We start from the raw sequence: 14,159 nt of genomic DNA, 5'->3' as shown, positions 1-14,159 counted from the left end.
CCTACAGGAGCCAGCGAATGATCCGCTGGGGCCACTGTAGGAGGGGCTTCAGCCCCGACCGCTTCTGGCGCCGACCCGTCCACGGCTGCGGGCACCTGCAAGAAGCAGCCGTCCTCCATGCCGCGCAGCGCCTGCAGATCCATCACGCCCCCCACGCCTGCAGCAGTTCCGCACGCGGCTGCAGCCGGCAGTCGCGCAGCGCCTTGACCAGCAGCTGCGCGCTGTCGCCGGCCAGTTCGCGCCAGCTCAGCGCGTCGCCGTCGGGCAGCAGCACTTCGCCATCCACGCGATGCCCCTGGCGCTGCTCCCAGCGCGCCAGGTCGGCAAGCAGCGCGCGGGCCTGCGCCGGCGATGGCACCGGCCACAGCAGATCGATGTCCGAACCGGCCTGCACGTAGGGCAAGCCGGTCAGCGCCTGCCAGGCGAAGGCGCCGAACACGCGCGGGATCAGCCCATGCGTGGCGGCCAATGCCTGCAGTTCGCGCAGCGGCAATTCCCAATCGTGCACTGCCGGCACCTGCGCGCAGACCTCGCCCAGCGTCAGCGGCGCGCGCTGCTGCCGTACCGCGCCACGTTCTACCGACAACGACAGGCGCTGCTTGCCCTCGGCCGGCGGCAACGGCACGCCCAGGCGCAGCAGCTGCGCGTCGTCGCTGCGGTCGCCGCGCGCGACGATCGCCGGGTGGCCGGCAGCGAACCAGTCGCGCAGGCGCGCCTGCGCGCCCGGTGTGCGTGCCTGCCATGGCGCATCGGCCGCCAGCCAGACCAGGTCGTGCCGGGCGAGCGGTTCATGCATGGCCGGCGGCAACCTCCGCCGCGATCGGTGCGGCCAGCAAGCGGCCGTTGCGCTCGGCGCCGCGTTGCGCGCGCACATCGCGCTGCAGCGGCGCCTGCAGCGCGGCGACCAGCGCGTGCGCCAGATCGCCTTGCCACAGCGCCTCCACCGCGCCCATCGCCACATAGTTCTCCACGCCCGGCGCGAACACCGGGGAATTCTTGCTCAAGGCCTGCAACTTCTCCAGCGGCTGTTTGGTGACCCGCGCCATCGCACGCAGGTCCATCACCCGCACCTGCGCCTCGGGCAGCGCGTAGATCGCGTCGGCCATCAGCCCGAAGGCGAGAAAACCGCCGCTGACCGATTCGCCGTAGACCAGCGTCAGCAGCCGCGCGCCACGCCGCCGTGCCAGGTCCAGACATTGCGCCAGGTGGCCGAAGTAGCCATTGATGCCGAGCAGTTCGTCCTTGCGCGACGGCCGCTGGCCGGCGGTATCGACCAGCATCACGATCGGCCGCTGCGGCTGCGTGCGGGTGCTGTCCAGCACCGCGGCGGCCAGCGCCAGCGCGTGCTCCACGCCCACTTCCAGCTTGTCGGCACTGCCGATCACGCTGACTTCGCCCAGCGCGGTGCTGGCGCTGCCGCCGATCACGCCGTCGCGCACCTCGACCCGGTGGCCAAGCGGGAACAGTTGCTGCAATAGAGGAGTCAGTTCCATCACGGGCTCCGGTCGGCGACGGCGGCAAGGAAGGCGGCGGTGTCCAGCAGCGGCAGCGCGTCCGGATCGGCGATGCCCTGGCGGCGCCAGATCTCCACGCCGTCGCGGCAGTCGCCATAGGCGTCCAGGCGCTGGCGCAGCGCGGCGTGCTCGGCGGCGATGCGCGCCAGGCCGTCATCGTCTTCGGCCGGCGCCGCCGCCAGCGCGGCAATCGCCGCGACGCGGAAGGCCTCGATGGCATCGGCAACCAACGCCTGCGCCTCGCCGAGCAGATAGCGGTGCTTGCCGCCGGTCACGCGCCACACCAGCGCGCGATCGCGCGCGTCGAATTCCTCCACTCCGCGCACGGTCTCGATCACTTCCGGACCCGACAGGCCCAGCCGCCCTTCCTCGGACATCACGATGCGCGAGCAGCAACGGCTGACGATGCCCATGCCGCCGAAGCAACCGGTGCCGCTGCCGATCAGTGCCAGCACCGGCACGCCGGCGGCGCGCGCGTCGAGGGTGGCGCGCATGATCTCGGAGATCGCGATCAGCCCGGCGTTGGCCTCGTGCAGGCGCACGCCGCCGGTGTCGGGCAGCAGCAGCACCGCCGCCGGCCTGGTGGCCACGGCGCGCTGCAGCAAGCCGGTAAGTTTGGCGCCATGCACCTCGCCGACCGCACCGCCCATGAACTGGCCTTGCTGCGCGGCGATCAGCACCGTGCGCCCGTCGAGCCGGCCCTCGCCGACCACGATGCCGTCGTCGAACGCGCCGGGCTGGTCCAGCTGCGCCAGATGCGGACTCATCGCGCGCTGGCGCGGGCCGACGAACTCGCGGAACGCGCCGGGATCGAGCAGCCCGGCGATGCGTTCGCGCGCGTTGGCCTCGTAGAAGCTGCGCGGGCGGCGGTTGTTCGGGATCGCACTCATGCGCAGCTCCGGTGTGGGCGGCATACTCGCCGGATGAGTAGTTCGGGACGCTCGTTCATTGCATCAGGCGCCTGGATCGCGGCCGCAGCCATCCAGACGCTGCCGGAGGATCGCGTCGGGGCTGAAGGCCCTCCCACACAACGCTTCGCAGGCACGGCATCCCCTGTAGGGCTTCAGCCGCGACCAACGGAGCCGAACTATCGCCGGCTGCGGACACTGTCGCGGCTGAAGCCGCTCCTACAGGGAGCACGGCGAGTGCGGATGTCCGGATGGAACGCATCACGCCTCCTCCTGCAAGGCTTCCACCGCCTGATCCAGGCGCAAGCCGACCACCGCCGGCGTGGCGCCGACATCGTTGATCGAGATGCGCACGTCGCGCAGCGGATGGCGCGCGGCGAAATCGTCCAGCACCGCCTGCCAGATCGCGCCGAAGCCGTCGGCGGCGGTGACGATCTCGATCTGCATCGCCCCGCCCAGGTCCTGCGGTTCGATCAGCACTTCCAGATTGCCGGAAGCCACCACGCCGACCAGCACGTGGTCGCGCCGGCCGTTCGGCGCCAGGCGCCCGTCGTAGCGATAGCGAAGGGTTTCCATCGATCGACATCCCTTACCAGTTGCGGAAACGTTGCGGCGGCGCGTACAGGCCGCCGGACCAGCGCACCAGATCCTTGACGCTGCGCGCGGCCAGCAGATCGCGGCTGGCATCGCGCAGGCGGATGCCCAGGTCGTCGGGGCGGCGGATCACGCCGCGGTCGCGCAGGTTCTCGACCACGCGCCTGTCGCGGCCCAGGCCCACCGCGGTGTAGCCGGCCACAGCGCGGATCGCCTGTTCGCGCTCCTCCGGCGTGCGGCACAGCAGCAGGTTGGCGATGCCCTCTTCGGTCAGCACGTGGCTGACGTCGTCGCCATAGATCATCACAGGCGGCAGCGGCATGTTGGCGCGCTCGGCCAGTTCCCAGGCATCGAGCCGCTCGACGAAGGCCGGCGCCATGTGCTCGCGGAACGTTTCCACCATCTGCACCACCAGTTTGCGCCCGCGCGGCATCTCGCCCGGGCGCGCGGCCTCGCGCCCGGCCTTGAGCCAGGCGTCGCTGCCGTGGCGGCGGCCGCGCGCATCCGAGCCCATGTTCGGCGCGCCGCCGAAGCCGGCGATGCGGTCGCGGGTGGCAGTGGAACTGTTGCCCTGCAGATCGATCTGCAGCGTGGAGCCGATGAACATGTCGCAGGCGTACAGGCCCGCGGTCTGCGCGAACGCGCGGTTGGACCGCATCGAGCCGTCCGGGCCGGCGAAGAACACGTCGGCGCGCGCCGCGATGTACTGCTCCATGCCCAGTTCCGAACCGAACGAGTGCACCGATTTGACGAAGCCCGACTCGATCGCCGGGATCAGCGCCGGATGCGGATTCAGCGCCCAATGCCGGCAGATCTTGCCGCGCAGGCCGAGCGACTCGGCATAGGTTGGCAGCAGCAGTTCGATCGCCGCGGTGTCGAACCCGATGCCGTGGTTGAGCCGGTCCACGCCGTACTCGGCGTAGATGCCCTTGATCGCCATCATCGCCATCAGCACCTGGATCTCGGAGATCTGCGCCGGATCGCGGGTGAACAGCGGTTCGATGTAGTGCGGGCGCGGCGCCTGCACCACGTAGCCGACCCAGTCGGCGGGGATGTCCACGCGCGGCAGCGTGTCCACGATCGCGTTGACCTGGGCGATGACGATGCCGCCCTTGAACGCGGTGGCCTCGGCGATCACCGGCGTATCCTCGGTGTTCGGCCCGGTGTAGAGATTGCCGTGGCGGTCGGCGGCCTGCGCGGCGACCAGCGCCACGCGCGGGGTCAGATCGACGAAGTAGCGGCCGAACAGTTCCAGGTAGGTGTGGATCGCGCCGATCTCGATGCGCTTGTCGGCGACCAGCCGCGCCAGGCGCAGCGCCTGCGGCCCGGAGAAGGAGAAATCCAGGCGCTGGGCGATGCCGCGTTCGAACACGTCCAGGTGCGAAGGCAACGCCAGCACCGACTGCAGCAGGTGCAACCCGTGCACCCGCGCCGGATCGACTTCGGTGAGGCACTGCGAGAGGAAATCGGCCTGTTTCTGGTTGTTGCCTTCCACGCACACGCGGTCGCCCGGCTCGATCACCGCCTCCAGCAGCGCCACCGCGTCCTTGGCCTCCACCAGGCGCCCGCGCGCCAGCCCGGCGGCGCGCTGAAGGCGTTGCCGGCGGTTGTCGGCGAGCGTGTTCCAGTCCTGAGGCATAAGGCTTTCCGTCGGCGAATGGAGGGCGGCAGCGCCTGGCGGCGGGGCCGGCCGAAATTGTAATTACGATATAATTATCAAACCGTGACCAATGCACGCTGCGCTGCAACAGGCGCTCTCCTAACGCAAGAAACGCTGTCGCCGCTCTTTGTCCCGACGTAGTACATGAACCAGAAGGCGCAGGCAGCTGCCTCCAATAGCGGCCTCAGGAGAGCACCAGCGGAAGCGTAGTGCTGATGCATCACTAGGCCGATGATTGAGGAATGGTGCTCGATCGCCAGATCAATGGCTTTACGAGCAAAGTCAGCTCGTAATAAGGGCGGATGGGTTGTAGGCAACAACCGACCCAAATCAACACAGCACTGTCTTCATTGAAGGCAACGCGCTTCGATGTTCGCTTTAGTTTGTGCGTCCATGATGACGGCCCATGAGGCTAACCACCCAACACCGCACTGATCTCCGCCGCCGCCGCGCACACCGCCTGCATCGCCGCCTGCGCGTCGATCTCCTGCGGGCGGCGTTCGATGAAGGGCACGGTGAGCGTGTAGATGGCGCTGCCGTGCTGCAGGATCGGCGCGGTCAGGTCGATCACGCCCACCACCGCTTCGCTGGGGTGGATGCTGTAGCCCAGCGCGCGCACCTGCGCGGCGGCGGCGAGGAACGCGGCACGGTCGTAGGCCACGTCGCCGGCGTCCAGGCGCTGCAGCAACCGCGCCTGCGCGTCTTCGTGCTGGAACGCGAACCACACCAGGCCGGAGGTGGAATGCGCGAGCGGGCGGCGGTGACCTGGGCGCACCATCAGGCCCAGGTCGCTGGGCACGTCCATCTGCGCGATGACCACGATCTGGTCGTCCGACGGCGCCACCAGGTGGCAGGGCTGGCGGATCGCATCGGCCAGCCGGCGCATCACCGGCAGCGCCGCCTCGGTGACGTTCTGCACCTGCGGTTGCTGCATGCCGAGCATGAACAGGCGGTTGGTCAGCACGTAGCCGCCCTCGCCCGGCCCCTTGGTCAGGTAGCCGCGCTCTTCCAGCACCTGCAGCATGCGGAAGATCTCCCCGCGCGAGCGACCGATGCCCTGCGAGATCTCGCTCATCGTCATCGGCCGCGCGTCGCGCGCCAGCAGTTCCAGGATGTCCAGGCCCTTGTCCAGGGCGGGAGCACGGTACTTTGGCGGGGGCGTGGTCATTCCGTCGAGGCCAGGCAGGGGGAGTGGAAGGGCGCTAGGGTACAGGGAATGTCCGTGCGCAGAGGCGCGACGCACCCGGCCCGCGCCTGCGGCACGGATGTCCAAAGCGCCTGCCAGGTCCGACGCGCGGACGCCGACGCAGCCGCTTGCGACGCCAGCCCGCGCCCGTGCTCGGGCACGACCCTCGCCCGATCGCGCCATCCAAATATAAACACGAATTTTATATTTGCATGACGACAGCGGGCGCAGTACGCTCCGGCCACAATCAACGCGACGCGGCACATCCTGGGAGGGGTAGGCGGCATGCATTACAGCAGCGACACCGCAACAGCGGCGCCCGGCAGCCTGGCGCGTACCGCCATCGTGCCCCTGGTGCTGATCGTCAGCCTGTTCTTTCTCTGGGGCATGGCGAACAACCTCAACGACATCCTGATCAAGCAGTTCAAGAAGGCCTTCGAGCTGTCCGACCTGCAGGCCGGGCTGGTGCAGAGCGCGTTCTACCTGGGCTACTTCGTGTTCGCGATCCCGGCGGCGATGTTCATGCGCCGCTTCAGCTACAAGGCGGCGGTGGTGCTCGGCTTGCTGCTGTACGCCACGGGCGCGTTGCTGTTCTACCCGGCCGCGCAGGAGCACACCTACGGCTTTTTCCTGCTGGCGCTGTTCGTGATCGCCAGCGGCCTGGCGTTCCTGGAAACCACCGCCAATCCGCTGGTCACCGTGCTCGGCCCGGCCGAGGGCGCGGCGCGGCGGCTGAACCTGGCGCAGGCGTTCAATCCGCTGGGCTCGATCACCGGCGTGCTGATCGGCCAGCACTTCATCCTCTCCGGCGTGGAGCACACGCCGCAGCAACTGGCGGCGATGGCACCGGCCGCACGCGCCAGCTTCTTCGCCGCCGAATCGGCGGCGGTGCAGACCCCGTACCTGATCATCGGCGCGGTAGTGGTGCTGTGGGCGCTGCTGATCGGGCTGGCCCGCTTCCCGGTCACCCGCGACAGCGGCACCGCGGCCAGCGCCGGCAAGGCCTATTTCGGCCCGTTGCTGCGCAACCGCCGCTTCGTGTTTGCGGTGGTCGCGCAGTTCTTCTACGTCGGCGCGCAGGTCGGCATCTGGAGCTTCCTGATCCGCTACCTGCAGGACGCGGTGCCGGGCACGCCGGAGAAGACCGCGGCCGGCTTCCTGACCGTGTCGCTGGTGCTGTTCATGGCCGGCCGCTTCATCGGCACCGCCTTGTTGCGCTTCGTGTCGCCAGCGGTGCTGCTGGGCGCGTTCGCGCTGCTCAACCTGCTGCTGTGCGGCGTGGCGATCGCCTTGCCGGGCTGGACCGGGCTGTACGCGCTGGTCGCCAGCAGCGTGTTCATGTCGGTGATGTTCCCGACCATCTTCGCGCTGGGCCTGGACGGGCTGGACGACGACGCGCGCAAGCTCGGCTCCTCGCTGATCGTGATGGCGATCATCGGCGGCGCGGCGTTGACCGCGCTGATGGGCGCACTGTCCGACCGTGCCGGCATCCACTGGGCGATGACGGTGCCGGCGCTGTGCTTCGCGGTGATTCTGGTGTTCGCGTCCTGCGCGCGCGCGACCGCGACGCGCGCCAGCGTTGCGGGAGCCTGAAATGCCGCGCCATTGCTATCTGCTCGACCTGCACGACGACCCGGCGCTGATCGCCGAGTACGAACGCTGGCATCGCCCCGACACGGTATGGCCGGAGATCGTCGCCTCGTTGCGCAACGCTGGCATCCGCGAACTGGACATCCACCGCTGCGGCGACCGCCTGGTGATGTTGATGGAAGTGGACCACGACTATTCGCCCGCGGCCAAGGCCGCCGCGGATGCGGCCGACCCGCGCGTGCAGGCCTGGGAGGCACTGATGTGGCGCTTCCAGAAACCGCTGCCGGGTTCGGCCCCGGGCGAGAAATGGCGCGAGGCGCTGCAGATCTTTTCGTTGCAGGCGGCGGTAGCGGAGCAGGCGCGGAAGCAGCAGCGCGACTGAGGCAAGCGGTTCCCCCGCGCTGCTGAACCATCCTGTAGGAGCGGCTTCAGCCGCGACAGATTGCATCGGTAGAGCGCGTCGCGGCTGAAGCCGCTCCTACAGGATTCGTGCGCGGTGCAGGCAGTGACACTGCGAAAGCACTTCGGTCCCGATAGCTTGCGAAGCCATCAGGGCCACCACTGCGTTCGTCGCGGCTGAAGCCGCTCCCACGGGAGACTTGCGGCTTGCTCGCAAGGTGCATTGTAGGAGCGGCTTCAGCCGCGACAGACAAGCAAAACCGCCAAGGTTCCTGGCATGGTTCGTCGCGGCTGAAGCCGCTCCTACATGGGCGCGCGTGGCCCTGGCCCGCGCGCTTGTCGCGTTATACCTGCTGTGCGGCCAGGTCCGCGCTCCAGAACGGGCCGTCCGGATACAGGAACTGGGTGACCGAGTTGGCGTGCATCTCGGCCGAGAAGCCCGGCAGCGTCGGCGCCAGATAGCGGCCGTGTGCGATCCGCACCGGATCGACGAAGTGCTGGTGCAGGTGATCGACGAATTCGATCGCACGGTCTTCCATCTTGCCGGTGATGGCGACGAAATCGGCCATCGCCAGATGCTGCACCAGTTCGCACAGGCCGACGCCGCCGGCATGCGGGAACACGCGCACGCCGAACTTCGCCGCCAGCAGCAGGATCGCCAGGTTCTCGTTGACCCCGCCCACGCGCGCGGCGTCGATCTGGATCAGGTCCACCGCGCCGGCCTGCAGCAGCTGCTTGAACACCACCCGGTTCTGCGTGTGCTCGCCGGTGGACACCGGCACCGGCGCGATGCCCTGGCGGATCGCGGCGTGGCCGAGCACGTCGTCGGGGCTGGTCGGCTCCTCGATCCAGGCGATGTCGAATTCGGCCAGCTGGCGCATCCAGGCGATCGCCGGACCCACGTCCCAGCGCTGATTGGCGTCCACCGCCATCGCGATGTCCGGGCCGATCGCTGCGCGCGCCAGGCGGCAACGGCGGATGTCGTCCTGCACATTCGCGCCGACCTTGAGCTTGATCGTGCGGAAGCCGTCGGCCACCGCCTCCTTGGCCAGGCGCACCAGCTTCTCGTCGGAGTAGCCGAGCCAGCCGGGCGAGGTGGTATAGGCCGGATAGCCCTGTTCGAGCAGCGTCCGCAGGCGTTCGGCGCGCAGCGGTTCGGCGGCGCGCAGCAGCGCCAGCGCTTCGTCCGGGGTCAGCGCATCGCTGAGATAACGGAAGTCGATGGTCGCCACCAGCTGTTCCGGCGACAGCTCGGCGATGTAGCGCCACAGCGGCTTGCCAGCGCTGCGCGCGGCCATGTCCCAGGCGGCGTTGATGACACCGCCGATGGCCATGTGCATCACCCCCTTCTCCGGGCCCAGCCAGCGCAGCTGCGAATCGTCGGTGAGGCTGCGCGCAAAGCCGCCCAGGTCGCCGATCACCGCGTCCACGTCGCGCCCGACCACATGGTGCGACAGCGCCGCGATCGCCGCGCTCTGCACGTCGTTGCCACGGCCGATGGTGAACACCAGGCCGTAGCCGGCGAGGCCGTCGTCGGTATCGGTGCGCAGCCGCAGGTAGGCAGCCGAGTAGTCCGGATCCGGATTCATCGCATCGGAACCGTCCAGTTCGCGCGAAGTGGGGAAACGCACGTCGAAGGTCTCGAGGGCGACGATTTTGCTCATGGGGATCCTGATGGGTGAAGCGCGAAGAGAAAAAGAAAATGCAGTGAAGAGCCCCTCTCTGCCACGGGACTTCCTTCGGTCGCCGGGGAGAGAGGGGGCTTTACGGCTTTAGCTTGCGCCGCGCGGGTGGGCGACGACGGCCTGGCGCTGCTCGCCCAGGCCTTCGATGCCCAGCGCCATCACGTCGCCCGGCTTCAGGTAGATCGGCGGTTTCTGCCCCAAGCCCACGCCTGGCGGCGTGCCGGTGCTGATCACGTCGCCCGGCATCAGCGTCATGTAGCGGCTGATGTGGCTGACCAGCTCGGCCACGCCGAATACCATCGTGCGCGTGTTGCCGTTCTGGTAGCGGTGGCCGTTGACCTCCAGCCACATCGACAGGTTCTGCGGGTCGGCCACTTCGTCGGCGGTGACCAGCCACGGGCCGAGCGGGCCGAAGCCGTCGCAGCTCTTGCCCTTGACCCATTGCCCGCCGTGCTCGAGCTGGAATTCGCGCTCGGACAGATCGTTGATCACCGCATAGCCGGCCACGTGCTTGAGCGCGTCTTCCAACGACACGTCGCGGGCGATGTCGCCGATCACCACGCCCAGCTCCACTTCCCAGTCGCTCTTCTTCGAGCCGCGCGGGATCACGACGGTGTCGTTGGGGCCGCTGATCGCAGTGGTGGCCTTCATGAACAGCACCGGCATTTCCGGCACCGCCATGCCCGACTCGGCGGCGTGGTCGGCGTAGTTCAGGCCGACGCAGATGAACTTGCCGACGCGGCCCACGGCCGGTCCGTAACGCACTTCGCCTTCCACCTTGGGCAGCGTGGCCGGATCGAGCGCACGCAGTTTGTCCAGGCCGGCGGCGGTGAGGTGCTCGCCGGCGACATCGTCGATGACCGCGGACAGGTCGCGCAGGTGGCCGTCGGCGTCGAGCAGGGCGGGACGTTCGTGGCCGGGTTCGCCGTAGCGCAGCAGTTTCATGGAATGTCCTCTTGTTGGAAGTGGAAGGCAGGCGCGGTCAGTTCGACCAGCCGCCGTCGATGATGTGGGTCTGCCCGGTGGTGAACGAGGATTCGTCCGAGGCCAGGTACACCACCAGCTGCGCGATCTCGCGCGGGTCGCCGAGGCGGCCCATCGGCTGGCGGTCGGTGAAGCTCTTCCACACCGCCTGCTCGTCGCCGCCCAACGCCTTGACCCGCTGGCCCAACGACGGCGTCTTGATCGTGCCCGGGCAGATCGCGTTGCAGCGGATGCCCTTGGCCACGTAGTCGGCGGCGATGGCCTTGCTCAGCCCGATCACTGCGGCCTTGGTCACACCGTAGGCGAAGCGGTTCGGCACGCCCTTGATGCTCGACGCCACCGAGGACATGTTGACGATGCTGCCGCGGCCCTGTTCCAGCATGCCCGGCAACACCGCCTGGCACAGGTAGTACATCGCATCGACGTTGATCGCGAACGAACGCCGCCATGCCGGCTCGTCGCAGTCCAGGATGCTGCCCTGGTGCACGTAGCCGGCGCAGTTGAACAGCACGTCGAACGGCGCGTTCGCCGCGACCAGCGCCTGGATCGCAGCGGCGTCGGTGACGTCCAGGGTCTGGGTGACGATCGCAGCGGAGTCGGCGGCCAGCGCCTGCAACGCCGCGTCATCGATATCGGTGGCCAGCACCTGCGCGCCTGCGCGCGCGCAGGCCAGCGCGCTCTCGCGGCCGATGCCGGCGCCGGCGGCGGTGATCAGGCAGCGCTTGCCTTGCAACCGGCCGCTCATGCGCGGCTCCGGGGGTGGAATGCAGACGTGTTCATCGTGGAAGTTCCGGTCGGGGGGAAGGAGATTCGGGCAGACGGTAGAAGCGGCGTGCGGTGCCGGCGAACACGTCGGCGGCGTGGCCGGCGGCATGGCGCGCGACCAGTGACTGCGCCAGCGCGAACCAGTCACGGTAGCCGGCACGTTGGGTCAACACCGGCCAGTCGCTGCCCCACATCACCCGCTGCGCACCGAAGCAGGCGAACACCTGCGCCACGTACGGCTCGATCGCGGCGAGGTCGGCGTCGGCGGGCAGTTCGGTGAGCAGGCCAGACAGCTTGCACAGCACGTTCGGGTGCCGTGCCAACCGCGCCAGACCGTCGGCCCAGGCGGCGAAACCGTCGGCACCGATCGCCGGCTTGGCGGCGTGGTCGAGCACCACGCGCAACGCCGGATGGTGCTGCAAGCGCGCCTGCAGCGCGGGCAGATGCAGCGGCTTGACCAGCGCGTCGAACGCCAGGTCGTGGCGCAGCATCGCGTCGAACGCGGGGTCCAGCTGAGGCCGCGCCAGCCACTGCGGATCGGCCAGGTCCTGCACCATCGGTCGCAGGCCCTTGAGCAGGCCATCGCCCTCGGCGCACAGCGCGGCGATGCGCGCGGCCGCGTCGCCGGCCTCGAAATCGATCCAGCCGATCACGCCGGCGATGCGCGGTTGCGCGCGCGCCAGCTGCAGCAGGTAGCGGCTCTCCGCTTCGGTCTGCGCCGCCTGCACCGCGACGATCGCATCCACCCCGTGCGCATCGAGCGCGGCGGTCAGGTCGTCGGGCACGAAGTCGCGATACAGCGCGGCGAGTTCAGGCGTCAGCCAGTCGTAGTCGCCGCGCGCCATCTGCCAGAAATGCACGTGCGCATCGACCACGTTCACGGCGTCGGCACCTGCGCCTGTAACAAGCCTTGGTCGCGCAGCTGCTGCCACAGCAGCGGCGGGATCGGCGCGTGCAGCCGCGCGGCGGCGCTGGCCACTTCCGCCGGCGTGCGCATGCCGGCGACCACCGCAGCGACCGCCGGGTGCGCGAGCGGGAACTGCAAGGCCGCCGCGCCCACGTCCACGCCATGCGCCGCGCAGACCGCGAACAGGCGCTGCGCATGCGCCAGCGTGTCCGGATCCACCGGCGCGTAGTTGTAGGTGGCGCCCGGTCCGCGCGCATCGCTGAGCAGGCCCGAGCTGTACGGGCCGGCGACCAGAATGCCGACCTGGTGCTGCAGCGCCTGCGCCATGATCCGCTGCGCCGCGTGCTGTTCGAGCAAGGTGTAGCGGCCGGCCAGCATCACGCAGTCCAGCGGGAACAGCGGCATCAGTTCCAGCGCGATGTCTTCCTCGTTGACGCCGATGCCGATCGCGCGGCAGGCGCCGCTGGCCTTGAGCTCGGCCATCGCCGGCAAGGCCTCGTCCAGCGCCTGGCGCAGCATCGCCGGGTGCCGTTCGCCATGGGTGAGGCGGCCGATATCGTGCAGCAGCAGCACGTCCACGTGGTCGGTGCCCAGCCGCTGCAGGCTGGCTTCGAATTCGCGCAGCACGCCGTCGCGGCTGTAGTCGAACGCGGCGCCACGCCCGGCCACGGCGAAGCCGTCGCGTCCCGGCGCGGCATCGGCCTGGTCATAGACGCGGCGCCCAACCTTGGTCGACAGCGTGTAGCTCGCACGCGGCAACCCGCGCAGGCCCTGCCCGAGCCGGCGTTCGCTCAGCCCGTAGCCGTAATACGGTGCGGTGTCGAAATGGCGGATGCCGGCGGCATGGGCGTCGGCGACCGCGGCCAACGCCACCGCGTCGTCCACTTCCGCGTACAGATTGCCGATCGGCGCGGCACCGAAGCCCAGCGTGGCGATGCGCACGCCGCTGCGGCCCAGCGGGAGCTGCGCGATCGCGCCGGGTTCGGCGGCGGCGCTGACGGCGTTCAACGGCACCTGCCGGCGTTCGCGCCGATGGCCGCCGCGCACGGCCCGCGCGCGCTCCGGGACCAGTTGCTGCTGGGGTTGCGCATGGCACGCCTCCGCCCACGTGGGCTAGATCGGATGATGCCGGCACGCGACGCCGCCATTGCGGACGCTGCCTGCCAACTGTTCGTATATGAATATATCAATCATAAGTGAACAGCACGTTGCGGTGCAGCATTGGGCGGGAATGGGGAATGCTTGGGCGCATCGTTCACTGAGGCGACCCGGGCCGCGCTCAGGCCGGGCTTGGCAGGCCCAGCAGGTCCCACAGGTCGGCCGGGTGTTGCAGCAGCGGCAGCGGCGTGTGCGGCTGCAGTGCCGCCGGCAGGGTGTAGCCCCAACCGACGCCGGCGAAGGCGATGCCGGCCTGGCGTGCGGCGTCGGCGTCGCGGATCTCGTCGCCCACGCATAGCGCGCGCGTGGTCGGCACCCGGCACGCTTTGCGCGCGGCGCGCAGCTTGCGGCGCTTGCCCAGCACCGCGGCACCGCAGCCGATGTGGCGGAAGCGTGCGGTCAGTTCGGCGCCGAGCACGCGCTCGACGTTGTCGCGGCTGTTGGAGGTCACCAGCGCCAGCTGCACGCCGTCCCGCGCGAGCGCATCCAGCAACTCGGCCACCCCGTCGAACAGGGCGATGCGCTCGATCTGTGCGGCCATCAGCGCGCGCATGCGCCGCGCCACCGCCGGCACCCGCCACCAGCGGATGCCGCTGCGCGCCATCAGCTCGCGCGCGCTCAGGCTGCGGATTTCCTGCAGCCGCTCCGGCTCGAAGCGGCGGAAGCCGAACGCGTCGGCGACGTCGTTGATGGTATCGAGGAACCAGGGGAAGGAATCGGCCAGGGTGCCGTCGAAATCGAAGATGACCAGATCGTAGCGGCGCATGCGACGGCAGCATGCCGCAGCAGCGGCCGCGCCGCCAGCGCGG

General features: G+C 69.5%; 15 protein-coding genes. 2 read left to right on the top strand and 13 right to left on the bottom strand.

The features are described from left to right. Window positions 1-142: 142 nt before the first annotated feature. The 7 genes from mdcG to ISN38_RS11480 form a co-directional block, all read right to left on the bottom strand. Window positions 143-796 (bottom strand): malonate decarboxylase holo-[acyl-carrier-protein] synthase, encoded by a 654-nt coding sequence (gene mdcG / locus ISN38_RS11505; protein WP_003470457.1) that lies wholly within the window; start codon window positions 794-796, stop codon window positions 143-145. Further along, on the bottom strand, window positions 789-1,493 hold the full coding sequence (gene mdcE / locus ISN38_RS11500) for a biotin-independent malonate decarboxylase subunit gamma (RefSeq protein WP_003470458.1): 705 nt from the start codon (window positions 1,491-1,493) through the stop codon (window positions 789-791). The genes mdcG and mdcE overlap by 8 nt, the downstream gene beginning before the upstream one ends. Next, window positions 1,493-2,404: a biotin-independent malonate decarboxylase subunit beta gene (locus tag ISN38_RS11495; protein ID WP_003470459.1), complete on the bottom strand. Its 912-nt coding sequence runs from the start codon at window positions 2,402-2,404 to the stop codon at window positions 1,493-1,495. The genes mdcE and ISN38_RS11495 overlap by 1 nt, the downstream gene beginning before the upstream one ends. Window positions 2,405-2,683: 279 nt before the next feature. Next, window positions 2,684-2,998: a malonate decarboxylase acyl carrier protein gene (gene mdcC / locus ISN38_RS11490; RefSeq protein ID WP_003470460.1), complete on the bottom strand. Its 315-nt coding sequence runs from the start codon at window positions 2,996-2,998 to the stop codon at window positions 2,684-2,686. Between the two features lie 13 nt (window positions 2,999-3,011). After that, entirely contained in the window at window positions 3,012-4,655 is a 1,644-nt protein-coding gene (gene mdcA / locus ISN38_RS11485; protein WP_058359102.1) for a malonate decarboxylase subunit alpha, read from the bottom strand. Window positions 4,656-4,732: 77 nt separating this feature from the next. Next, a complete protein-coding gene (locus ISN38_RS20850; protein WP_399507539.1) occupies window positions 4,733-4,897 on the bottom strand; it encodes a hypothetical protein in 165 nt (54 codons plus the stop codon). Between the two features lie 191 nt (window positions 4,898-5,088). Then, entirely contained in the window at window positions 5,089-5,844 is a 756-nt protein-coding gene (locus tag ISN38_RS11480) for an IclR family transcriptional regulator (protein ID WP_047325418.1), read from the bottom strand. A 303-nt stretch (window positions 5,845-6,147) separates the two neighbouring features. On the opposite strand from ISN38_RS11480, the gene fucP reads away from it, so the two are divergent. Both fucP and ISN38_RS11470 read left to right on the top strand, forming a co-directional pair. Beyond that, on the top strand, window positions 6,148-7,455 hold the full coding sequence (fucP, locus tag ISN38_RS11475) for an L-fucose:H+ symporter permease (protein WP_206711813.1): 1,308 nt from the start codon (window positions 6,148-6,150) through the stop codon (window positions 7,453-7,455). A 1-nt stretch (window position 7,456) separates the two neighbouring features. After that, window positions 7,457-7,834 (top strand): L-rhamnose mutarotase, encoded by a 378-nt coding sequence (locus tag ISN38_RS11470; protein ID WP_003470469.1) that lies wholly within the window; start codon window positions 7,457-7,459, stop codon window positions 7,832-7,834. 361 nt (window positions 7,835-8,195) lie between these two features. Here ISN38_RS11470 and ISN38_RS11465 read toward each other — a convergent pair whose 3' ends face one another. The 6 genes from ISN38_RS11465 to ISN38_RS11440 form a co-directional block, all read right to left on the bottom strand. After that, entirely contained in the window at window positions 8,196-9,515 is a 1,320-nt protein-coding gene (locus ISN38_RS11465; RefSeq protein WP_003470471.1) for an L-fuconate dehydratase, read from the bottom strand. Between the two features lie 108 nt (window positions 9,516-9,623). Further along, a complete protein-coding gene (locus ISN38_RS11460) occupies window positions 9,624-10,481 on the bottom strand; it encodes a fumarylacetoacetate hydrolase family protein (protein ID WP_003470473.1) in 858 nt (285 codons plus the stop codon). A gap of 37 nt (window positions 10,482-10,518) precedes the next feature. Then, window positions 10,519-11,265 carry an SDR family oxidoreductase gene (locus ISN38_RS11455; protein WP_003470476.1) on the bottom strand — a complete coding sequence of 249 codons (747 nt, stop codon included), beginning with the start codon at window positions 11,263-11,265 and terminating at the stop codon, window positions 10,519-10,521. A gap of 31 nt (window positions 11,266-11,296) precedes the next feature. Then, complete coding sequence (locus tag ISN38_RS11450) at window positions 11,297-12,166, bottom strand: amidohydrolase family protein (RefSeq protein WP_003470478.1); 870 nt, start codon at window positions 12,164-12,166, stop codon at window positions 11,297-11,299. Beyond that, window positions 12,163-13,164: an aldo/keto reductase gene (locus ISN38_RS11445; protein WP_206712216.1), complete on the bottom strand. Its 1,002-nt coding sequence runs from the start codon at window positions 13,162-13,164 to the stop codon at window positions 12,163-12,165. Before ISN38_RS11445 ends, ISN38_RS11450 begins: the two co-directional genes overlap by 4 nt. 307 nt (window positions 13,165-13,471) lie before the next feature. After that, on the bottom strand, window positions 13,472-14,116 hold the full coding sequence (locus tag ISN38_RS11440; RefSeq protein WP_047325421.1) for an HAD-IA family hydrolase: 645 nt from the start codon (window positions 14,114-14,116) through the stop codon (window positions 13,472-13,474). Window positions 14,117-14,159 lie beyond the last annotated feature (43 nt).

The organism is Xanthomonas translucens pv. undulosa, assembly GCF_017301775.1.
GTDB lineage: Bacteria > Pseudomonadota > Gammaproteobacteria > Xanthomonadales > Xanthomonadaceae > Xanthomonas_A > Xanthomonas_A translucens.
The sequence above is the reverse complement of the archived record's forward strand: the minus strand, read 5'-3'. Positions and strand labels throughout refer to the sequence as shown.